The sequence below is a fragment of the Amycolatopsis samaneae genome (assembly GCF_039541975.1).
Classification (GTDB): Bacteria; Actinomycetota; Actinomycetes; order Mycobacteriales; family Pseudonocardiaceae; genus Amycolatopsis; species Amycolatopsis samaneae.
In genome coordinates this window covers 295,185-315,646 of sequence record NZ_BAABHG010000007.1, presented here as the reverse complement: position 1 = coordinate 315,646, position 20,462 = coordinate 295,185, and the positions used below count along the sequence as shown (strand labels likewise).

Annotated in this window: 20 protein-coding genes and 1 pseudogene; 12 read left to right on the top strand and 9 right to left on the bottom strand. The window is 70.0% G+C overall.

The annotated features are described in order from the left end of the window. The 4 genes from purF to ABD987_RS20510 form a co-directional block, all read right to left on the bottom strand. Positions 1 to 1,539: an amidophosphoribosyltransferase gene (purF, locus tag ABD987_RS20525; protein ID WP_345395674.1), complete on the bottom strand. Its 1,539-nt coding sequence runs from the start codon at positions 1,537 to 1,539 to the stop codon at positions 1 to 3. Between the two features lie 236 nt (positions 1,540 to 1,775). Then, positions 1,776 to 1,997, bottom strand: coding sequence for a hypothetical protein (locus tag ABD987_RS20520; RefSeq protein WP_345395671.1), 222 nt, complete (start codon positions 1,995 to 1,997; stop codon positions 1,776 to 1,778). A gap of 70 nt (positions 1,998 to 2,067) precedes the next feature. Beyond that, positions 2,068 to 2,307 (bottom strand): DUF397 domain-containing protein, encoded by a 240-nt coding sequence (locus ABD987_RS20515; protein ID WP_345395669.1) that lies wholly within the window; start codon positions 2,305 to 2,307, stop codon positions 2,068 to 2,070. Between the two features lie 274 nt (positions 2,308 to 2,581). After that, the gene (locus ABD987_RS20510) at positions 2,582 to 3,460 is read right to left on the bottom strand and encodes a helix-turn-helix domain-containing protein (RefSeq protein ID WP_345395666.1); all 879 of its coding nucleotides are present in this window, start codon (positions 3,458 to 3,460) and stop codon (positions 2,582 to 2,584) included. Between the two features lie 167 nt (positions 3,461 to 3,627). Here ABD987_RS20510 and ABD987_RS20505 point away from each other — a divergent pair, with 167 nt between their 5' ends. Then, entirely contained in the window at positions 3,628 to 4,461 is an 834-nt protein-coding gene (locus ABD987_RS20505) for an SAM-dependent methyltransferase (protein WP_345395663.1), read from the top strand. A 1-nt stretch (position 4,462) separates the two neighbouring features. Here the strand turns inward: ABD987_RS20505 and ABD987_RS20500 are convergent, their stop codons facing one another. Then, the gene (locus tag ABD987_RS20500; protein ID WP_345395661.1) at positions 4,463 to 4,843 is read right to left on the bottom strand and encodes a sterol carrier family protein; all 381 of its coding nucleotides are present in this window, start codon (positions 4,841 to 4,843) and stop codon (positions 4,463 to 4,465) included. 53 nt (positions 4,844 to 4,896) lie between these two features. On the opposite strand from ABD987_RS20500, the gene ABD987_RS20495 reads away from it, so the two are divergent. The 7 genes and pseudogenes from ABD987_RS20495 (at position 4,897) to ABD987_RS20465 (ending at position 11,481) form a co-directional block, all read left to right on the top strand. Continuing rightward, positions 4,897 to 5,556, top strand: coding sequence for a type VII secretion system-associated protein (locus ABD987_RS20495; RefSeq protein WP_345395658.1), 660 nt, complete (start codon positions 4,897 to 4,899; stop codon positions 5,554 to 5,556). 181 nt (positions 5,557 to 5,737) lie between these two features. Continuing rightward, positions 5,738 to 6,541: a lysozyme gene (locus tag ABD987_RS20490; protein WP_345395656.1), complete on the top strand. Its 804-nt coding sequence runs from the start codon at positions 5,738 to 5,740 to the stop codon at positions 6,539 to 6,541. Positions 6,542 to 6,715: 174 nt separating this feature from the next. Further along, complete coding sequence (locus ABD987_RS20485; protein WP_345395654.1) at positions 6,716 to 7,588, top strand: lysozyme; 873 nt, start codon at positions 6,716 to 6,718, stop codon at positions 7,586 to 7,588. A 186-nt stretch (positions 7,589 to 7,774) separates the two neighbouring features. Beyond that, positions 7,775 to 8,422 carry a hypothetical protein gene (locus ABD987_RS20480; RefSeq protein WP_345395652.1) on the top strand — a complete coding sequence of 216 codons (648 nt, stop codon included), beginning with the start codon at positions 7,775 to 7,777 and terminating at the stop codon, positions 8,420 to 8,422. A gap of 53 nt (positions 8,423 to 8,475) precedes the next feature. Further along, positions 8,476 to 8,886, top strand: a pseudogene (locus tag ABD987_RS44610) (hypothetical protein); the annotation flags it as partial. Between the two features lie 682 nt (positions 8,887 to 9,568). Then, complete coding sequence (locus tag ABD987_RS20470; RefSeq protein WP_345395647.1) at positions 9,569 to 10,645, top strand: pentapeptide repeat-containing protein; 1,077 nt, start codon at positions 9,569 to 9,571, stop codon at positions 10,643 to 10,645. Then, positions 10,642 to 11,481 (top strand): pentapeptide repeat-containing protein, encoded by an 840-nt coding sequence (locus tag ABD987_RS20465; protein WP_345395645.1) that lies wholly within the window; start codon positions 10,642 to 10,644, stop codon positions 11,479 to 11,481. Before ABD987_RS20470 ends, ABD987_RS20465 begins: the two co-directional genes overlap by 4 nt. Positions 11,482 to 11,586: 105 nt before the next feature. On the opposite strand, the gene purL is transcribed toward ABD987_RS20465, so the two are convergent. Further along, positions 11,587 to 13,869 (bottom strand): phosphoribosylformylglycinamidine synthase subunit PurL, encoded by a 2,283-nt coding sequence (purL, locus tag ABD987_RS20460; protein ID WP_345396214.1) that lies wholly within the window; start codon positions 13,867 to 13,869, stop codon positions 11,587 to 11,589. Positions 13,870 to 13,998: 129 nt separating this feature from the next. On the opposite strand from purL, the gene ABD987_RS20455 reads away from it, so the two are divergent. The 3 genes from ABD987_RS20455 to ABD987_RS20445 all read left to right on the top strand — a co-directional run bounded on the left by ABD987_RS20455 (position 13,999) and on the right by ABD987_RS20445 (position 17,905). Next, positions 13,999 to 15,630, top strand: a complete 1,632-nt coding sequence (locus ABD987_RS20455) for an ABC transporter ATP-binding protein (protein ID WP_345395643.1) — start codon at positions 13,999 to 14,001, stop codon at positions 15,628 to 15,630. 2 nt (positions 15,631 to 15,632) lie between these two features. Then, complete coding sequence (locus ABD987_RS20450) at positions 15,633 to 17,372, top strand: ABC transporter ATP-binding protein (protein ID WP_345395640.1); 1,740 nt, start codon at positions 15,633 to 15,635, stop codon at positions 17,370 to 17,372. Positions 17,373 to 17,488: 116 nt separating this feature from the next. Next, positions 17,489 to 17,905: a pyridoxamine 5'-phosphate oxidase family protein gene (locus ABD987_RS20445; protein WP_345395637.1), complete on the top strand. Its 417-nt coding sequence runs from the start codon at positions 17,489 to 17,491 to the stop codon at positions 17,903 to 17,905. Positions 17,906 to 17,908: 3 nt separating this feature from the next. Here the strand turns inward: ABD987_RS20445 and ABD987_RS20440 are convergent, their stop codons facing one another. The 3 genes from ABD987_RS20440 to purS all read right to left on the bottom strand — a co-directional run bounded on the left by ABD987_RS20440 (position 17,909) and on the right by purS (position 19,425). Beyond that, a complete protein-coding gene (locus ABD987_RS20440) occupies positions 17,909 to 18,445 on the bottom strand; it encodes a winged helix-turn-helix domain-containing protein (protein WP_345395634.1) in 537 nt (178 codons plus the stop codon). A gap of 66 nt (positions 18,446 to 18,511) precedes the next feature. Next, on the bottom strand, positions 18,512 to 19,189 hold the full coding sequence (purQ, locus tag ABD987_RS20435; protein ID WP_345395631.1) for a phosphoribosylformylglycinamidine synthase subunit PurQ: 678 nt from the start codon (positions 19,187 to 19,189) through the stop codon (positions 18,512 to 18,514). Then, entirely contained in the window at positions 19,186 to 19,425 is a 240-nt protein-coding gene (gene purS, locus ABD987_RS20430) for a phosphoribosylformylglycinamidine synthase subunit PurS (protein ID WP_345395628.1), read from the bottom strand. The genes purQ and purS overlap by 4 nt, the downstream gene beginning before the upstream one ends. A 93-nt stretch (positions 19,426 to 19,518) precedes the next feature. Here purS and ABD987_RS20425 point away from each other — a divergent pair, with 93 nt between their 5' ends. Further along, complete coding sequence (locus ABD987_RS20425; protein ID WP_345395626.1) at positions 19,519 to 20,412, top strand: hypothetical protein; 894 nt, start codon at positions 19,519 to 19,521, stop codon at positions 20,410 to 20,412. The last annotated feature ends 50 nt before the right edge of the window (positions 20,413 to 20,462 follow it).

Sequence of the window (20,462 nt, the reverse complement as noted above, 5' to 3'; positions counted from 1 at the left end):
CTAGGGACGCCGGACGGCGTCCTCGGCACCGTACCCGGCGGGGGCGACCGGGGTCGCCGCGCCATTGACCGAGTCGAGGCTTTCCAGCAGATGCTTGCCGATCAGCGCGTCCTCGGGCAGCGCGATCGGGTACTCGCCGGAGAAGCACGCCGTGCACAGCCGCGATTTCGGCTGCTCGGACGCCGCGACCAGACCGTCGAGCGAGATGTAGCCGAGCGAGTCGGCCCCGATCGACCGGCGGATGCCGTCCAGGTCCACCCCGTTCGCGACCAGTTCCGCCCGCGAGGCGAAGTCGATGCCGTAGAAGCAGGGCCAGCGGACCGGCGGCGACGCGATCCGGACGTGCACCTCCAGCGCGCCCGCCTCACGCAGCATCCGCACCAGCGCACGCTGGGTGTTGCCGCGGACGATCGAGTCGTCGACCACGACCAGCCGCTTGCCGCGGATGACCTCGCGCAGCGGGTTCAGCTTGAGCCGGATGCCCAGCTGACGGATCGTCTGCGAAGGCTGGATGAACGTCCGGCCGACATAGGCGTTCTTGACCAGACCGGAGCCGTACGGGATGCCCGAGCCCTGCGCGTACCCGATCGCGGCCGGGGTCCCGGACTCCGGCACCGGGATGACCAGGTCACCGTCGGCGGGATGCTCGGCGGCGAGCTTGCGACCGATCTCGACGCGGGTCGCGTGCACGCTGCGGCCGGCGATCGAGGTGTCCGGACGCGCCAGGTAGACGTACTCGAACACGCAGCCCTTGGGCTCCGGGTTGGCGAACCGCGAGGACCGCAGCCCCTCCGCGTCGATCGCGATCAGCTCGCCCGGCTCGACCTCGCGGACGAACGAGGCACCGACGATGTCCAGCGCCGCGGTCTCGCTCGCGACCACCCAGCCGCGTTCGAGCCTGCCCAGCACCAACGGGTGCACCCCGTGCGGGTCACGGGCGGCGTACAGCGTGTTCTCGTCGGCGAAGACCAGGCAGAACGCGCCGCGCAGGGTCGGCAGCAGTTCGAGCGCCGCCGCCTCGATGCCCTTGTCCGCGGCGTTCGCGGCGAGCAGCCCGCAGACCAGGTCGGAGTCGCTGGACGAGCCGGTGAGCCCGGCGTGCGGTTTCAGACCGGCCGCGTCGGTGCGCTCCCGCAGCTCGGCGGTGTTGACCAGGTTGCCGTTGTGGGCGAAGGACAGCCCGCTGCCGGTCGAGGTGGTCCGGAAGATCGGCTGCGCGTTCTCCCAGATCGTCGACCCGGTCGTCGAGTACCGGCAGTGCCCGACGGCGATGTGGCCCTGCAGCGACTGGAGGACCTGCTCGTCGAAGACCTGGCTGACCAGGCCGAGGTCCTTGAAGACCACGATCTGCGAGCCGTCGGAGACGGAGATGCCCGCGGCCTCCTGGCCGCGGTGCTGGAGTGCGTACAGCCCGTAGTAGGTCAGCTTCGCGACCTCTTCTCCGGGCGCCCACACACCGAAGACACCACACTCTTCGCGGGGCTCCGGATCGGGCTGGTCGGGTACGGACTGTCCGGCGAGGGACGGGTCGGAAACCACCGAGGTGCTCCCAGGATGACGTGGTCAGGCCGCCTTCAGTGTAAACGGTCCGGTTATGAATCCGGCCTCACCCGACGTGGTTCTGCCCACTTCGCATTCCGGCCCGTCCCCTGCTGACACGACGCTCCGTAAACGCCGGAACGCGCCCCGCCACACCCCGGACAACGGGGGATTCGGCGTGGGCGCGCTCGGGCACCGCTGACTCCGGAGGACGACACCCGGAACCGGGAAAAGGCTTACTCGTCCGGCAGCGCCAGGACCTCCGTGAGGACCCGCGCCCCCTCGCCGCGCGAGCGCCACAACCACCGCTCCGGCTCGAAGATGTTCTCCTCGCCGCCGGGCATCCGGGTGGCCTCGACGTCGTCCTCGGAGTTGAGCCGGACGACGTCGACCACCTGGTCGTGTACCCGCACGCCGACGACGGCCGACACCTCGCCCCGTTCGTCACTCTGGTGCACGAACTGATACCCCCGGGAAATCAATTCCTGCAACCCGGATTCGATATCGGTGATTTCGGGGGCGAGAACCTCATTGAAGGACATCGTCGAATTCCCCGTCTTTGGCACCGGCGAGGAACGCGGCCATTTCGGCGCGGGTGTACACCAATGCCGGGCCGGTCGGGAATCGCGAATTACGCATCGCGACGTCCCCGCCGGCCAAAGGCGCTACTTCCACGCAATTCCCGACGGCGCCGCTGTAGCTGGCCTTGCGCCACTGAGCGCCCGCCAGCCGGTCGGCCGGAATGCCGTTCTCGAACCGCTCTGCCATGGTCCCCACCTTCCCGAACAGTGAAGCCTGGACGGATGCGTTCTCCGAGGAGATGCATCTGCATGTGCATTTGCCTGTGTGTAGAACGCTAGCACGAGCGCCTGCAACGGTAAATGCACGTGCAGAAGTTTTTGCAACTTTCTCGCTATGTAATAAACAGACTGTTGAAGACCACCCTGAAAAGGGGGTAAAGCGTCACTCGTTCAGGTCTATCGTCACGGCTCGTAGTCATGTTTTGAACCCGATACCCCGATTGAGGAAACACGAATAAGCGTCAGATTTCCTGGCGGCGCTTCGCGATCATCGTGCGGCTGCGGTCCGGCGTCTCCGCGTCGACCGCGAGCATGTCGAGAGCACGGCTGTACTTCTCGATCTCGTCCCGCTTCTCCAGGTAGTGCGCACCGGTGAGGTACTCGACGTAGGCGATGTTCGGCAGCTCCGGCTCGGCGAACCGCAGCAGCGAGAACGCGTGCTCCGCGGACAGCCCGCTGCGGTCGTACGGCAGGATCTGCACCGAGACGTGCGGCAGCGTCATCATCTCCATCAGGTGCTCGAGCTGCCGCTTGAGCACCTGCGCGCCGCCGATCGGGCGATGCAGGATCGACTCGTCGAGCACCGTCCACACCCGGGGCGAGTCCGGCCTGCTGAACATCTTCTGCCGCCGCATCCGGAGCGCGACCACCTGATCGATCCGCTCGTCGGTCATGTCGGGACGGCCGTGGCTGACGATCGACCGCGCGTATTCCTCGGTCTGCAGCAGCCCGGAGACGAACAGCGGCTCCCAGATCTGGATCCGCGCCGCGGCCTCCTCCAGACCGACGAGCCCGGACATCCAGGTCGGCATGGTCTCGTTGAAGCGCCGCCACCAGCCCGGCTCGTTGGACTGCTTGACCAGTTCGAGAAACGCGTCGCGCTCACCCTCGTCGCTGACGCCGTACATGGTCAGCAGGTCGGTGACGTCCCGCTCCTTGAAGCCCACCCGGCCCAGCTCGAGCCTGCTGATCTTGGACTCCGAACCGCGGATGCTGTACCCCGCCTGCTGCCGGGTGATGCCCGCTTCCTCGCGCAGCCGTCGCAGCTGCGAGCCGAGGATCATCCGGCGCGCTGTCGGACCAAGGCTCTGCTCACCAGTGGACGCGTTGACCGCGTTCATGATCAGCCCTTCCGTACGACACGTTTCTTCACCAGGATATGCCAGTCCAGCTACTGAAAGTACACGCACCGGACGCTCTCGCATAGGGACGGCTCGTGTTTACCGCGCGGGTACGTGGCTCTACTCTAAGTAGAGTAGAGATTTCCCCCACATGTTGCGAGGTCCTGATGACCGGAGCCACCAAATCGGAGCGGTCCGTCCCCGTCGGCGTCGACCCGACACGGGCGAGTATCGCGCGGGTCTACGACGCCTTCCTGGATGGCAAGGACAACTACGAGATCGACCGCGAGACCCTGAACAAGGTGCTCTCGGTGGCCCCGGAGGCCAAGGACCTCGCGACCGAGAACCGGGCGTTCCTGATCAGGGCCTGCCGGTTCATCGCCAGCCAGACCGGCATCAAGCAGTACCTCGACTGCGGCTCCGGCCTCCCCACCGCCGAGAACACCCACCACGTCGTCCAGCGGCTGGTCCCGGACGCCACGGTCGTCTACGTCGACAACGACCCGGTGGTGCTCGCGCACGGGCGCGCGCTGCTGGAGGAGAACGAGAACACGCACTTCGTCTCGGACGACATCTTCGTGCCCGAAGACCTGATGAACAACAAGGACGTCCGGGACTTCATCGACTTCGACGAGCCGGTCGCGTTCCTGCAGCTGGGGACCCTGCACCACTACAACGGGCCGCAGGGCCGCCCGGCCGAGATCATGCGGGAGTTCGTCTCCTACCTGGCACCGGGATCGTTCGTCGCGGTCTCGCACTTCCTCGACCCGGAGGACGAGCACAGCCAGACCGCCCGCAAGATGGAGGACATGTTCCTGCACAGCCCGATGGGCTCGGGGACCTTCCGCACCCAGGCCGAGATCGAGGGCCTGTTCCCCGGTCTCGAAATGGTCGAGCCCGGCGTGATCCGCTGCGTCGACTGGTGGCCGGACGGCCCGCGCATCAAGGACCTCAACGAGGCGCAGTACTGCATCGCGGGCGGCGTCGGGTTCAAGCGCTGAGTCAGATCCGCAGCAGCGGCAGCCACCGCGCGAGATCGGCACGGGAGCCGGAGGCGTTCACCCTGCCGGTCTCGACCGCGGTGGCCCAGTCCAGCGCACCCGTGGCAAGTTCGAGCCAGGTCCGCGGGTCGGTCTCGACGACGTTCGGCGGGGTGCCCCGGGTGTGCCGGGGACCCTCCACGCACTGCACGGCGGCGAAGGGCGGCACCCGGACCTCGACGCTGCGGCCCGGCGCGTCGGCGGCCAGGGTGCGCAGGCTCAGCCGGACCGCCGCGGCCAGCTCCGGACGGGCCGGATCGGGCCCGTTCCCCTGCAGCCACGAGGAAATCGCCGACACCGCGGCGCGTAACTCAGCGGGGTCGACCGAACGCGAAGAGACCATGGGGAAACAGTAGAGTGGCAGAACTAGATCCTTCAGGCACCCGGGACGTAGGGATGGCGATGGCGCAGCGGGACGAGGCAGATCGGATGGTTTCGCAGACTCCCGCGGGAAGGCCGGGCAAACCGGGCGGCCGGGGCGGGCAGGGCAGGACCGGGAAACCCGAGATCACCGCCGAGATGCGCCGCAACGCACGCGCCAACCCGAACAGCTGGCTTTACGTGATCGACGAGGCCTTCGACCCCAACGGCCCGGTGCCGTCCTGGGCCGTGGTGGGCGCGTATCCGGTCAACGCGGACGGAGACATCGTGGCGGACTTCCACCCCAACGACCGGTACCGCCCGTCGCCGAAGGCGCTCGGCTTCCCCGAGCCTGGCAGCGAGCTCGAACGGCTGCTGCAACTCGTGCGTACCGAGCACCGGCCCGCCGAGGACCTGCCCCGCGTCATCCTGGACTCGACGCTGTTCGTGTACGCGATGTCGCCGGTGCAGCGCACGGTGATCGGCTTCCACAACACCGACGGACGGGTCATGGTGCCGGCGTACACCGCGAAGTCGATGGTGCCGAAGGAGTGGCCGCACGCCAGGGCGGTGCTGGGCAGGGACATCGTCGCGCTGCTGGGCGGGCACCCGGTGGCGATCAACCCGCACGACCGGATCACCGCGGTCGTGCCCGCCGAGCACCTGATCCGCGCGCTCGCCGACGAACGGAAGTAGGACCCCCGACGACGTTTCCGTGAAGGCCTCCTTACCGGCGTCCGATGCTGGTAAGGAGGCCTTCACGGCGTGTGACGACCACGGTGGAAACACCTTCGGGTGATCAAGGTCGACCCACTCGCGTCACAGGGGCATCGTGAGCCTCATCGGAGTACATGCGTCCGGTGAGGGAGATTCGAGGGTGAAGCATCGTCCGGTCCGCGGCGCCGCCGCGATCGCCGCCGGGATCGTGTTATGCGCGCAGGCCCCCGCCGCCGCGGACGCCCGGCCCGTCACCGGCCCCGAGGACCACTACGCGGGGTCGCAGATCGAGCGGTACGAGCGTGCCGGTGGAGCGCCGGATCTCCGCTACGCCGCCGAAGACCAGGTGCTCGGCCACGACGTCAGCAGTCACCAGGGCGCCGTCGACTGGCCTGCCGCGGCCGGTGCGGGCGCGCGGTTCGTCTACGTGAAGGCGACCGAAGGCGTCACCTACGTCAACCCGCAGTTCCCGCAGCAGTACCACGGCGCGCACGCCGCCGGGCTGACCCGCGGCGCCTACCACTTCGCGCTGCCCGACGTGTCGAGCGGCGCCGCGCAGGCGAACTACTTCGTCGACCACGGCGGTGGCTGGCCGGGCGACGGGCGGACGCTGCCGGGCGCGCTCGACGCGGAGTACAACCCCTATGGCGAAACCTGCTACGGCAAGGACGCGGCCGGGATGGTCGCGTGGATCCGGGACTTCGTCGGCACCTACCGCGCCAGGACCGGGCGCGCGCCGATGATCTACACGTCGACCACCTGGTGGCGGCGGTGCACGGGCGACAACGGCGGTTTCGGCGACACTCCGCTGTGGCTCGCCCGGTACGACACGCAGGTCGGCCCCCTGCCCGCGAGCTGGGGATTCCAGTCGATCTGGCAGTTCGCGAACCACGGCGCGCTGCCCGGCGACCAGAACTGGTTCAACGGCTCGCCGGACCGGCTGCACGCGCTGGCGCGGGGCTGACCTGCGGGGTTACCGAGTCACGAAGTAGAGATCAACTAGCCGAGAAATTCACTCACGTGGGTGCCTAAATTCACGGAATTCGGTGACAAACCGGCGTTCGGCAGCTAAGAATCGTGCCTGGACGGCTACCTGCAGTAAGCCGTCCTCAGCGAGGGTAACTGTGAAGGGATTCGTATGACGTCCACTTCTCGAAGAGGCCGGCGATCAGCTCTGCTCGCCGTTCTCGCCGTCCCCACCGTGGCGCTCCTGCTCGGCTCCACGGTCCAGGCGACGGCCGAACCGTCCCCCACCACCAGCACGTCGGCCATCGACCAGGACCACGAGATGGGGTCCCAGATCCGCCGGGTCGAAGGCGACGGGTCCACTCCGGACACCCGCAGGGCCGCCGAACTGGCCCGCGGCACGGACGCCACCGGCCAGCAGGTCGAGGCCTCGGTCGCCGGGATCGACGTGTCCGGTCACCAGGGCAACGTCGACTGGGCCCACTGGTGGGGCCAGGGGAAGCGCTTCGCCTACGTCAAGGCGACCGAGGGCACGGGGTACACCAACCCGTACTTCGCCCAGCAGTACAACGGCTCCTACAAGATCGGGATGATCCGCGGCTCGTACCACTTCGCGCTGCCGGATCGCTCCAGCGGCGCGGCGCAGGCGAACTACTTCGTCGACCACGGGGGCGGCTGGTCCCGTGACGGCAAGACCCTGCCCGGGGCCGCCGACCTGGAGTACAACCCCTACGGCGCGACCTGCTACGGCAAGAGCCAGGCCGCGATGGGCGCGTGGATCAGGGACTTCCACAACACCTATCACGCCAGGACCGGCCGCTGGCCGGTGTTCTACACCTCGACCAGCTGGTGGAGCCAGTGCGTCGGCACGTCCCAGCAGTTCGCCGGGACGGTACCGCTCTGGGTCGCGCGGTACGCCTCCGCACCGGGTGCGCTGCCCTACAACTGGGGTTTCTACACGTTCTGGCAGTTCACCTCGAGCCCCATCGACCAGAACGTCTTCAACGGCGCCTACGACCGGCTCCAGGCGCTCGCGAACGGCTGATCCACCCGGTCCCCGACCGGTACTGGCTCCCGGTCACGCCGCCCTCACGGGCGGTGTGACCGGGAGCCGCTTTTGTGTGAAGCCGTCTCACCTTGCACAATGCTGCTGTCGAGTTCTGGGGGAACCACCGGCGTAGGCCATCCGTCAGACCGCGCGAAGCACGGCGTACCACGGAAGGCCAGACCGATGACGTATCCACCGCAACCGGGTGCCTCGCCGCACCCCGGCGGGTGGGACCCCGGCACGCCGCCGTCGTACCCGGGCCAGGGGAACCAGCCGCCGGAGCCGCCGAGGAAGAACCGGACCGGCCGGTGGGTCGCGGTCGCGGCCGGTGTCGTCGTCGTGGCCGCGCTGGGGATCACCGGCTTCGTCGCACCGGGGTTCTTCCTCGGCGACAAGGACAAGCCCGCCGCCGCGCCGACCGCGACTCCGGACCCGTCGAGCGCGGCGGGCACCTCGCGCGCGCAGACCGGAGCGCCCGTCCCGTCGTCCCGTCCGGGCACCGGGACAACGCCGACGTCCGAGCGCGAAGGCCCGGCGCCCGCCGACGGGCGCAAGCTCGTCGACACCGTCCTCGCGAAGCTGAACGCGAAGGACGCCGCCGGCCTGAACGCGCTGGTCTGCCCCGGCATGGCGGACCTGGTGAAGGAGGCCGTCACGCGGGCCACCACCGGCGATCCCCACCTCACCGCCGACGAGCCGGTCGGCGGCGAAGACACCGCCCGCACCCAGCTCGGCGGGACCCTCAACGGCAAGAAGGCCGCGGGCTTCGTCACCGCGGGCAACGTGGGCGGCACCTGGTGTGTCGCCAACCTGTTCGTGTTCGCCGGATGAAGCCACCACAAAAGACTGAGCCAGAAGACTGAGCCAGCGGAAAGGCGAGAAAGATGACCTACCCTCCCCAGCCGGGACAGCCTGGCCAGCCCTATGGCCAGCAGCCTGATCCGTACGGCCAGCAGCAGCCTCCGTCCGGCGGCTTCGGTCAGCCCCAGCAGCCCTACGGCCAGCCCGGTGGCTGGGACCCGAACACGGGCCAGCAGCAACAGCAGTACCCGCAGCAGGGCGGCTGGGACCCGAACGCCCAGCAGCAGCAACAGCAGTGGGGCGACCCCAACGCGCAGCAGCAGTGGGACCCCAACAACCCGTCCTACTCGCAGGGCTTCGGCGGACCGCCCGCGCCGCCGAAGAAGAAGAGCCTCGCCTGGCTCTGGATCACCATCGGCGTGGTCGTCGTGCTGGGTGCCGCGTTCGGCATCACCGGCTTCGTCGCGCCCGGCTTCCTGCTCACCAAGGACGAGGACAAGGCGCAGCAGACCGCGCAGGCGATCATCGACGGGCTGAACAAGCACGACAACGCGGCGCTCGTCGGGCTGAAGTGCCCGGACTCCGACAAGCTGATCGACAGCATGCTCAAGGACCTCGACAAGATCTCGGCCGTCAAGATGGAGGGCGGGCTGACGAAGAAGTCGGACACCGAGTACGCCGCCACCGTCTCCATGACCGTCAACGGCAGGCAGGGCACGTCCTCGGGCACGATCGCCAAGTCCGGTGACAACTGGTGCTGGAAGGCCGTCACCAAGTTCTCGCGGGCCGGTGGCACCAGCAGCGAGCCCTCGTCCTCGACCCCGCCGCGGACCAGCTCGTCGCGTTCGTCCTCGCCGTCGTCGTCGAGCACTCCCGGCAAGAACCACGACGCCGAGATGGCGGTGCTCAAGGACTTCATCGACAAGCTGAACGCGAAGGACAAGGACGGCGCCGTCGCGCTCGCCTGCCGCAGCATGGAGAGCTCGGTGACCCAGAGCGTCACCGAGATCACCAACGGCGACCCGCAGCTGACCATCGAGCCCGCCGACACCAGCACGACCATCGTCCGGGTGGGCGGCACGCTGGGCGGCAAGAAGGCGGCCGGGGCCGCGGGCGCGATCACCATCAGCGGCAAGCCCTGCGTGCTCAGCGTCCGGGTCTCCGCCTTCTGATCCGATGCGCTCCCCACTGCTGTGGACGTTCGTCGCCGCGACGGTGCTGCTGCTGGCCGTGGGTGGCTGGCTGCTCACCGATCCGGCAACGAGCCACAGTGACGCACTGAAGACCGGCGGGCTCGCCGGTGGCGCGATCGTCGCGCTGTACGCGCTGTGGCTCAACGACCGGCGGCGCAAGGTCGAGGAGGCCCGGCAGGAGGTCGAGCGCCAGCGGCACACGCTCGAACTCAGCCGGGCCGAACTCGACCGGGAGCGGATCGGCGACGAGCGCTTCGCGAAGTCGGTCGAGCTGCTGGGCCACGAGGCCGACCAGGTACGGGTGGGCGCGCTGCACGCGCTCGCCGGGCTCGCGCAGAGCCGGGCGGGTTACCGGCAGACCGTGCTCGACGTGTTGTGCTCGTACCTGCGGCGGCCGTTCGAGCACCCGCACGGCGACGAGGTCGCGACCGGGCAGCGGACGGACCCGGCGACGGACCGGGAGCGGCAGGTCCGGCTGACCGCGCAGCGGTTGATCCGTGAGCTGCTGCCCGCGGCCGACGCCGCCGGCGCACCGGCGTACAAGCTCGACCTGACCGGCGCGGCGCTGGAGTACTTCGACCTGTCCCGGCGCGTCATCGGCGAGCTGGTGATGCGTTACGTTTCCCTGCACAGCAGCACGAACCTCAGCCACTGCCTCGTCCGCGGCCCGGCGTACTTCACCGGCGCCGGTACCGACGGGCGCGGCCTGGGGTTCTTCCGTTGTGAGAACACGAAGTTCCACGACCGCGCCTGGTTCAGCGGGACGCTGTTCCACGAGGACGCCTCGTTCCGGGGCACCACGTTCGCGGGGAAGACCGCGTTCAAGGACGCGGTCTTCGCCAAGGGCGCGGACTTCCTCGGCGCGGTCGGCACGGAATCCCTCGATCTGGCCAGAACGGCTTTCGAGGGTCAGACCGACCTCCGGTTCGCCGAGCTGCCGGACGCCGTTTCGCTGTACAACACGACCGTCGACCCGGCGAAGGAGCAGCTGCTTCCTCCACTGTGGACGTTGGAGGAACAGCGCAACGGCGCGTTCCGGATCACCGTCAAGCATCCGTGAACCGGCTGAAATCCCCACTGCTGTGGGCATTCCTGCTCACCGCGGCGGCGTTCGCCGGGGTGCTGGCGTGGCTGCTCGCCGATCCGGCGACCAGCCGGGGCGACGCGCTCAAGACCGCCGGGCTCGCCGGCGGCGCCATCGCCGTCCTTTATGGACTGTGGCTCAACGATCGGCGGCGCCGCGTCGAGGAGGCCAGGCACGCCGTCGAAAGCAGCCGGGTTTCCGACGAACGATTCGCCAAGGCCGTCGAACTGCTCGGGCACGAAGCGGACCAGGTACGGGTCGGCGCGATGCACGCGCTCGCCGGGCTCGCCCGCGCGCGTCCGGAGGACTACGCGCAGACCGTGATCGACGTGTTGTGCGCGTACCTGCGACGGCCGTTCAAGCACCCGAACTTCGGCGACGAGCTGGAAACCGCCGAACTCGCGGCCGCGGACCAGGAGCGTCAGGTACGCCGGACCGCCCAGCAGCTGATCCGGAACCTGTTGCCACACGTGGCCGCGCCCGACGCGCCCGCGTACGCACTGGACCTGACCGGTGCCCGGCTGGACCGCTTCAACCTCGCCCGCAAGCGGGTCGCCTGGCTCGGTGCGCAACGCACGGAGATCATCAACGGCGCCGCGTTCGCGGACACTTCGTTCCGGGACATGGTGTTCTTCACCGGGGCGAAGTTCCACGGCAAGGTCGAGTTCGACCGGACGAAGTTCGGCAGCTCGCTCGGGTTCCGTGACTTCACGGCGTACGACCAGGTTTCGTTCAAGGACGTCGAGTTCGCCCAGCCGCCCGACTTCACCGACGCGACGTTCCCGCCCGGCACGGTACTGCCGGGCAAGTGAGCGCCCGGAGGGTCGGCTCGCGTACCCAGCGGGTCAGGTCGCGTACCTGAGCGGTCGGCTCGCGTACCCGGAGGGTCGGTTGCGGCCGACCCTCCGGGTACGCGGTCAGTCGAACAGGGCGGGGAGGGTGCGCTCCCAGGCCTCGCGCAGTTCGTCGAGGGTGAAGGTGGTGATTCCCTGCAGTTCCAGGGAGTTCGCCTCCGGGTCGACGACGCCGGTCTTGCGCCAGGGCAGGCCGCGCGCGGTGCACATCTCGGTGAAGCGCAGTTCCTCGGTGCGCGGCACGGCGACGAGCACCCGGCCCGCGGACTCCGAGAACAGCTGCACGAACGGGTCCTGGTCGTGGTCGAGGAAGGCGCGCGCCCCGCACTGTCCGATGAGGACGGTCTCGACGAGTGCCTGGACGAGACCGCCGTCGGCGAGGTCGTGCGCGGCGGAGATCATGCCGTCCCGCGAGCCCGCGACGAGGATCTCGGCGAGCAGCTTCTCCCTGGCGAAGTCCACCTTCGGCGGGACGCCGCCGAGGTGGCCGTGCAGCTCGCGCGCCCACGCGGACCCGTCGAGCTCGTCGCGGGTTTCCCCGAGCAGCAGCAGGGTTTCGCCCGCCTCGGCACCGATCCCGGTGGGGATGCGGCGGGTCACGTCGTCGATGACGCCGAGCACGCCGACCACCGGCGTCGGCAGGATCGCGACGTCGCCGGTCTGGTTGAAGAAGCTCACGTTCCCGCCGGTGACCGGGATGCCCAGCTCGACGCAGCCGTCGGCGATGCCGTGCACGGCCCGCTCGAACTGCCACATCACGCCGGGGTCGGTCGGGGCGCCGAAGTTCAGGCAGTCCGACACCGCGACCGGGGTCGCGCCACTGGTCGCGACGTTGCGGTACGCCTCGGCGAGCGCCAGCTTCGCGCCCTCGTACGGATCGAGGTAGACGAAGCCGCTGTTGCAGTCGGTCGACACCGCCACGCCGCGGCCGGTCGACTCGTCGATCCGGATGACGCCGGAGTCCGACGGCTGCGCGAGGACGGTGTTGCCCCGGACGTAGCGGTCGTACTGCGAGGTCACCCATTCCTTCGACGCCTGGTTCGGCGACGAGATGAGCTTGAGGATGTCGGCGCGCAGTTCGTCCGCGGTGGACGGGCGGGGCAGCTTCGCCGAGGTGTCCGCGATCAGCGCGTCCTGTGTGGACGGTCGCTGGATCGGCCGGTCGTACACCGGGCCCTGGTGCGCCACGGTGTGCGCCGGGACGTCGACCACGGTCTCGCTGTGCCAGGTGATCACCAGGTGCTCGCCGTCGGTGACCTCGCCGATGTCGGTGGCGATGACGTCCCACTTGGCGCAGATCTTCATGAACGCCTCGACGTTCTCCGGCGTGACGACCGCGCACATGCGCTCCTGCGACTCGCTGGAGAGCACCTCCGCCGGGGTCATCCCGGTGGCGCGCAGCGGAACCCGGTCGAGGTAGATGTGCATCCCGCCGTCACCGGCCGCGGCCAGCTCCGAGGTCGCGCAGGACAGCCCGGCCCCGCCGAGGTCCTGGATGCCGACGACGACGTCCGCGGCGAACAGTTCGAGACAGCACTCGATGAGCACCTTCTCGGTGAACGGGTCGCCCACCTGGACGCTCGGCAGCTTCTTGCGTCCCGCCGCGGACTCGTCGCCGGAGAACGTGTCGCTGGCGAGTACCGAGACGCCACCGATGCCGTCGAGGCCGGTCCGCGCGCCGAACAGGATGATCTTGTTGCCGGTGCCCGAGGCGAACGCGAGGTGCAGGTCCTCGACGCGCATCGCGCCGACGCACAGCGCGTTGACCAGCGGGTTGCCCGCGTAGCTCGGATCGAACACCAGCTCGCCGCCGATGTTCGGCAGGCCGAGGCAGTTGCCGTAGCCACCGACACCGGCGACCACGCCGGGCAGCACGCGCTTGGTGTCCGGGGCGTCCGCCGGGCCGAAGCGCAGCGCGTCGGCGACGGCGAGCGGACGCGCGCCCATGGCCATGATGTCGCGGACGATGCCGCCGACACCGGTCGCGGCGCCCTGGTACGGCTCCACATAGGACGGGTGGTTGTGGCTCTCCACCTTGAAGGTGACGGCCCAGCCCTCGCCGACGTCGACCACACCGGCGTTCTCGCCGATGCCCGCGAGCATCTTTTCCTTCATTTCGGGCGTGGCGCTCTCACCGAAGTAGCGCAGGTGCTTCTTCGAGGACTTGTACGAGCAGTGCTCGCTCCACATCACCGAGTACATCGCCAGTTCGGCGTCGGTGGGGCGCCTGCCGAGGATCTCGCGGATCCGGGCGTACTCGTCGTCGGCGAGGCCGAGTTCGACGTAGGGCTGCGCGAGGTCCGGGGTCGTCCCGGCGCGCGCGGTGGTGTCAACGGTGCTGGTCACGGTGTCGCCGTCTGGGTTCGCCACGGCCTCAAGAGTAGGTCGTCGCCCTGCTCACATCCGCTCCGGGTGGCCACTGCGGCGGCATAAATCGGTCGCGTGCCCGCGCGTCGATCTTTAACGTCGGTTTACGTGCTTTCCGCCACCTATCCCGTCCGAACGCTCCGGCTGCCGTCCCGGCCGACCGCCGTCCGGTACCTGCTCGCGCTCTTCCGCGCCCGGCCGTGGAACGCCCTCGCGGCGGCGGTGACCGGGGCGTTGTGGCTGCTGCCGGGTGCGGTGCTGCCGCTGGTGATCGGCGAGGGCATCACCGCGATCGCGGCGCACGACACCGCGTCGGTCTGGCGCTGGGCGCTGCTCGCGGCCGCGCTCGGTGTGTTGCAGACCGGATTCGGCACCCTGCTGCACTTCATCGAGTACGGGCTGTGGATCCACGGGGCCTCGGCGACGCAGGCGGCGGTCACCGAGCACACCACCCGGGTCGGCGCGGGCCTGCGGGAGCACACCACGACCGGCAACGTCGTGGCCGTGACCACCTCGGACGTCAACTACCTCGGCAACGTGCTCGAGGTGCTGGGCCGCACCACCGGGGCGGTGCTCTCGTTCGTGGTGATCGGGATCGCGCTGCTGTCGACCTCGACGCTGCTCGGGGTGATCACGCTGGTCGGCGTCCCGCTCGCGGTGACCGGGATCGGGCCGCTGCTGGCGCCGCTGCAGAAGCGCAAGGCGGCCCAGCGGGAGAACCTGAGCGACGTGAACGCGCTGGGCGCGGACATCGTCTCCGGCCTGCGGATCCTGCGCGGCGTGGGCGGCGAGCGGCGGTTCCTCACCCGGTTCCGCGCGGCGAGCCAGCGGGTGCGCGTGGCGGGCAACGAGGTCGGGCGCAGTGAATCGTGGCTGGCCGCGGCGGAGATCGCGCTGCCGGGCCTGGTCACCGTGGCCATCACCTGGCTGGGCGCGCGGCTGGCGATCGAAGGCGCCATCGGGATCGGCGAGCTGGTCGCGTTCTACGGCGTTTCGGCGTTCATGGTCGGCCCGGTGGCGATCATGACCGAGTTCGCGGGCTCGCTCAGCTCCGCGCTGGTGTCCGCGCGGAAGGTGTGCGGGCTGCTGGCGATCAGGCGGGAGCTGGCCGATCCGGAGGCGCCGACGCCGCTGCCGCCGGGGCCGTTGGACCTCTACGACAGCGAGAGCGGTGTCCGGATCGCGGCGGGCAAGCTCACCGTCGTCGACCTCGGCGCGGACGCGGAGGCGATCGCCGACCGGCTGGCGCGGTTCACCGACGTCGCCGAGGGCGAGCGGGTGCTGGTCGGCGGGGTGCCCGCGCACGAGATCGCGCTGGCCGAGCTGCGCGAGCGGGTGGTGTACGCGCACAACCAGGACATCTGGTTCTCCGGGATCCTGCGCGAGCAGCTGACACCGCCGCGCGCGAGCGAGGTCGAAGCGCGTGACGCGCTCTACGCGGCCGATGCCGACGACATCGTGGAAGCGCTGCCCCTGGGTGTCGAGGAGCTGATCGGCGAGCGGGGACGCGAGGTCTCCGGCGGTCAGCGCCAGCGGCTGAACCTGGCGCGGGCACTGGCGATGGACGCCGACGTGCTGCTGCTGGACGAGCCGACCTCGGCCGTCGACGCGCACACGGAGGCACGGATCACCGAGCGCGTCGCGAAGCTGCGGCGCGGACGGACCACCGTGGTGTTCAGTCAAAGTCCACTGTGGACACATGTGGCCGACGAGGTCGTGAGCGCGAAGGCACCGGTGTGACCATGAAGAAACTCCCCTCGGCGTCCCAGCGGGACGTGCGGCGCTGGGCGCGGCACACCGCGTCCGCGCACCGGCGCGAGTTCGGCGTGATGATCGGGATGTTCGGCCTGGCCACGCTGATCGGCCTGGCCGGGCCGCAGCTGCTCGGACGGCTGGTGGACGGCGTCGTCGAAGGCGGCACGACCGGGCGCGTCGATCTGCTGGCGGCGGCGTTCGTGGTGGTCCTGCTGTTGCAGGCGGCCGCGCGCAAGGCCGCGCGGTTCCGGGCGCGGAGGTTCGGTGAACGCGTGCTGGCGGAGACCCGCGAGGGTTTCGTCGGCAACGCGCTGACGCTGCCGCTCGGCACCGTCGAGGCCGCCGGTACCGGTGACCTGCTCAGCCGCGCCACCAGCGACATCGGCAGGCTGGACCACGCCGTCCGCAACGCCGCGCCGGAGATCCTCATCGCGATCGTGACGGTGCTGCTGACGACGGTCGCGATGGTGCTCACCTCGCCACTGCTCGCGGTGGCCCTGCTGATCGCGCTGCCGCTGCTGGTGCCGGTGACCATCTGGTACCAGCGGCGGATCCCGGCGGTGATGGCGTGGATGCTGGACCGGTGGGCCGGTCTCCAGTCGGTCGCGCACGAGACCGTCGAGGGCGCGCGGACCGTGGAGGCGCTCGGGCTGACCGAGCGGCGGATCCGCGCCGGCCGGGAGGCGCTCGACCAGGCGGTGCTCGGCGAGCGGAAGCTGCGGGCACTCCAGATGCGCTGGATTCCGTCGCTGGAGATCAGCTACGTGCTCCCGGCCGCGGCGATCCTGCTGCTCGGGTTGCTGGCCTACGGCCAGGGCTGGGCCGGGCTGGGCACGATCACCACGATGGTGCTCTACAGCCAGGCGATGGTGAGCCCGCTCAACGAGGCGTTGTTCTGGCTGGAGGACCTGCAGGTCGCGCAGGCCGCCGCCCGGCGCGTGCTCGGCGTCCGGCCCGCGTCGGGCGAGGGCGCCGTGACCGAGCCGCCGCGCGGCCGCGACATCGACGTCGCGGGGGTGCGGTTCGGGTACACCGCCGACCGCGAGGTGCTGCACGGGATCGACCTGCGGGTACCGCGCGGCGAGCGGCTGGCGATCGTCGGACCCTCCGGCGCCGGGAAGTCGACGCTGGGGCGGCTGCTGGCCGGGATCGCGACGCCGACGGCCGGTTCGGTGCGGATCGGCGGTACCGAGGTGTCCACACTGGCCGACGACGTCCTGCGGGGCGAGGTACTGCTGCTCACCCAGGAACACCACGTGTTTTCCGGGACGCTGCGGGAGAACCTGGCGCTGCCCGCCCGGCGTGGCGGCGGCGACTGGACCGACGAGGAGCTGTCCGCGGCGCTGGCCTCGGCCGGCGCCGCGGAGTGGGCCTCGGCCCTGCCGGACGGGCTGGACACGAAGCTCGGCTCCGGCGCGTACCCGGTGCCCGCGGCGCTGGCACAGCAGCTCGCGCTGGCGCGGGTGGTGCTGGCCGATCCGCACACGCTGGTGCTGGACGAGGCGACGTCGTTGCTGGACACCGGTTCGGCGCGGGAGCTGGAGCGGTCGCTGAACAGCGTGCTCGAAGGCCGGACGGTGATCGCGATCGCGCACCGGCTGCACACCGCGGCCGCGGCGGACCGGGTCGCGGTCGTCGAGGGCGGGCGGATCACCGAGCTGGGCAGTCACGACACGCTGCTCGCGGCGGAGGGGTCCTACGCCCGGCTGGTCGCCGCCGCGAGCTGAGGTCCCGTCCTTGGGCGGCTCCGGGGCGTATCGGGGCCGTCCGGAATGTCCGGAGCCGTGGCGGGGTTGGCCCGGGTGACACTGTCGATCAAGGGGAGATCCATATGTCGTTGGTCATGACCGCTCAGGAGCGTCAGGAGTTCTTGAGCGGAGTCCACATCGGTGTGCTCGCGATCGGGCGGGAAGGACGCGCGCCGCTGGCCGTGCCGGTCTGGTACGACTACGAGCCCGGTGGCGAGATCCTCGTCTGGATGGACCGGGACTCGCTGAAGGACCGCTCGATCCGCGCGGCCGGGAAGTTCAGTCTCGTGGCGCAGTCCGAGCAGCAGCCGTACAAGTACGTCACCGCGGAAGGGCCCGTCGTCGCCATCGACGAGGCCCCCACCCGCGAGCAGGCGACCCGGATCGCCGAGCGCTACCTGCCCGAGGAGGAGGCCAAGGCCTTCGTCGACGGCTCGCTCACCGAGAAGTCGATCCTGGTCCGGATGCGGCCGGAAAAGTGGCTCAGCACCGACTACTCCAAGGCGGGCTGAGCATCAGCCGAGTGCGGTCACCGTCGCGAGTGGACGGTGACCGTGCTCGGTGAACTCGACGTCGACCTGGTCGGCGCCGTCGAACCGGTAGCCGACGCCACGCACGGTGGTGATCGGCGCGATCACCGGTTCGAGCTTGCCGCGGATCTTGCGCACGTGGACGTCGACGGTGCGGCCGCCGTGCCCGCCCGGCAGCTCCCACACCTCGCGCATCAGCGTGTCGCGGTCGAGTACCCGGTCGGGATGCGTGGCGAGGTAGAGCAGGAGGTCGAACTCGAGCCGGGTGAAGTCGAGCGTCTCGCCGCGCAGCAGCGCCCGCCGCGACGGGACGTGCAGCCGGAGCGGGCGGTCCACCGCGGCCCCGACGGCCGGCGGCGGGACCTCGAACAGCAGTACCTCACCGGGTTCCGGACAGTCCCCGACGGCATGCTGGACAGCGTCGACTACGCGGGCGGCGATACCGGCCGCCCGCTCGTGGTCCGCGTCGACCCGGATCGCGAACGTCAGCTCGACGCGCGCCCGTGACGTGGCTGAGGTCATGTGTCCCATGCCACCACCGGTGTCCGGCCCGGTCAACCGGTTCCGCCTGGTGAGCGTCCGGAGAGGTCAGGCGTTCACCAGCGCGTCGACGGCGCTGTAGAACATGCCGAGGCCGTCGTCCGACGGCCCGGTCAGCGCGTCGATGGCGTGCTCCGGGTGCGGCATCAGGCCGACCACCCTGCCGTCGGCGCTGCGGATGCCCGCGATGTCGTTGCGGGAGCCGTTCGGGTTGCCGCCGACGTAGCGGAACACGACCCTGCCCTCGGCCTCCAGCTCGTCCAAAGTGGACTGCTCGGCCATGTAGCAGCCGTCGATGTTCTTCATCGGGATGAGGATCTCGGCGCCCGGCTCGTAGCGGGTGGTCCACACCGTGCCGGTGTTCTCCACGCGCAGCCACTGGTCGCGGCAGATGAAGTGCAGGCCGGCGTTGCGGATCATCGCGCCCGGCAGCAGCCCCGCCTCGCAGAGGATCTGGAACCCGTTGCAGATGCCGAGCACCGGCATACCGCGGTGGGCGGCCTCGATCACCGCGGTCATCACCGGTGCGTGGCGGGCGATCACGCCGGTACGCAGGTAGTCGCCGTAGGAGAAGCCGCCGGGGACGACGACCGCGTCGACGCCCTTGAGGTCCTCGTCGGCGTGCCACAGCGGGACCGCCTCGGCCTCGGCGTAGCGGACCGCGCGGGCCGCGTCGCCGTCGTCGAGGGTGCCGGGGAAGGTGATGACGCCGATCCGGGCGGTCACGCCTCCACCCGCCGGACCGTCCACTGCTCGATGACCGGGTTGGCCAGCAGGCCCTCGGCGATCTTGGCGAGCGTCTCGTCGTCGACGGAGTCGTCGACCTCGAGCTCGAAGTGCTTGCCCTGGCGAACCTCGGTGACGCCGCTGAAGCCCAGCCGTGGCAGCGCACGGGCCACCACCTGGCCCTGCGGGTCGAGGATCTCGGGTTTCGGCATGACGTCGACGACGACTCGAGCCACGGCAGGCTGCTCCTTATTCACGCAGGTCGTGGGTACCGCCAGAGCGTACTTCACTAGCCTGGGTGCCTGACGGACCGGTATCGAGGGGGAGACATGAGCCACCCGCCACAGCAGGGCCCGCATCCGCAGCAGGGCCCCTACCCGCAGCAGGGCCCCTATCCCCCACAGGGACAACCGCAGTACGGGCCCCAGTACGCGCCGCAATACGGGCAGTACCCGCCACAGCCGCCGAAGAAGAAGTCGAAGGCCGGGCTGTGGATCAGCCTCGTGGCGGTCGTGGTGCTGCTCGGCGGCGGGGTCGCGTTCACCGGGTGGGTGACGCCGGGCTTCTTCAAGGAGAAGCTGGACACGACGTCGCGGGGGACCCCCGAGCAGCTGGCGCAGTCGTTCGCCAACGTGGTCACCGAGCAGGCGATGTTCGACCGGCTGTGGTGCAAGATCCGCTCGAAGCGGTCCTACACCGCCGGGCAGGCTTTCGCCGTGGCGAAGGACGAGGCGAAGATCAGCAACCCGGTGCATCCGACCGGGCCGCAGGAACGCGCGGCGACGGTGACCGCGGGGCCGATCAGCTACGGCATCGCGATGATCCCCGGTGAGCAGGGCTGGTGCGTGCGTGACGCCAAGGCGGGCGGCGAGCCCGAGCCGCTGGCCAGCACGTCGACGGATCCGAAGCCCCGGCCCGAGGTGAAGGACGGCGCGGACGCGATCGGCCAGTTCATCACCGCCGTCAACGGCCGTGACATCCCGGCGGCACTGTCGGTGATGTGCGAGAACGCGCCGGACACCACCCGCAGCGGCACCCAGCAGCTGATCAACGGTGAGGTGCGGCTCACCGCGCGGTCGACGGACGTGCTGCGCACCGCGGGCCGGACGATCGTGCACCTCGACACCAAGGTCGACGGCGTCACCGGGCAGGGCCGGGTGGAAACCAACGACCACGCGACCGGCGGCCCGTGCGTGACCTCGTTCGATCCCCGCTCGGACTGATCCGCTTTCGGCGGAGTTGCGCGTAGGGTGAGCTGCGTCATGATACTCCT

Coding starts and splice junctions, on each gene's coding strand:
- ABD987_RS20515 (WP_345395669.1), bottom strand. CDS start 2,307: ATGGCAGAGCGGTTCGAGAACGGCATTCCGGCCGACCGGCTGGCGGGC.
- ABD987_RS20510 (WP_345395666.1), bottom strand. CDS start 3,460: ATGAACGCGGTCAACGCGTCCACTGGTGAGCAGAGCCTTGGTCCGACA.
- ABD987_RS20505 (WP_345395663.1), top strand. CDS start 3,628: ATGACCGGAGCCACCAAATCGGAGCGGTCCGTCCCCGTCGGCGTCGAC.
- ABD987_RS20500 (WP_345395661.1), bottom strand. CDS start 4,843: ATGGTCTCTTCGCGTTCGGTCGACCCCGCTGAGTTACGCGCCGCGGTG.
- ABD987_RS20495 (WP_345395658.1), top strand. CDS start 4,897: ATGGCGATGGCGCAGCGGGACGAGGCAGATCGGATGGTTTCGCAGACT.
- ABD987_RS20485 (WP_345395654.1), top strand. CDS start 6,716: ATGACGTCCACTTCTCGAAGAGGCCGGCGATCAGCTCTGCTCGCCGTT.
- ABD987_RS20480 (WP_345395652.1), top strand. CDS start 7,775: ATGACGTATCCACCGCAACCGGGTGCCTCGCCGCACCCCGGCGGGTGG.
- ABD987_RS20470 (WP_345395647.1), top strand. CDS start 9,569: ATGCGCTCCCCACTGCTGTGGACGTTCGTCGCCGCGACGGTGCTGCTG.
- ABD987_RS20450 (WP_345395640.1), top strand. CDS start 15,633: ATGAAGAAACTCCCCTCGGCGTCCCAGCGGGACGTGCGGCGCTGGGCG.
- ABD987_RS20445 (WP_345395637.1), top strand. CDS start 17,489: ATGACCGCTCAGGAGCGTCAGGAGTTCTTGAGCGGAGTCCACATCGGT.
- ABD987_RS20440 (WP_345395634.1), bottom strand. CDS start 18,445: ATGACCTCAGCCACGTCACGGGCGCGCGTCGAGCTGACGTTCGCGATC.
- ABD987_RS20425 (WP_345395626.1), top strand. CDS start 19,519: ATGAGCCACCCGCCACAGCAGGGCCCGCATCCGCAGCAGGGCCCCTAC.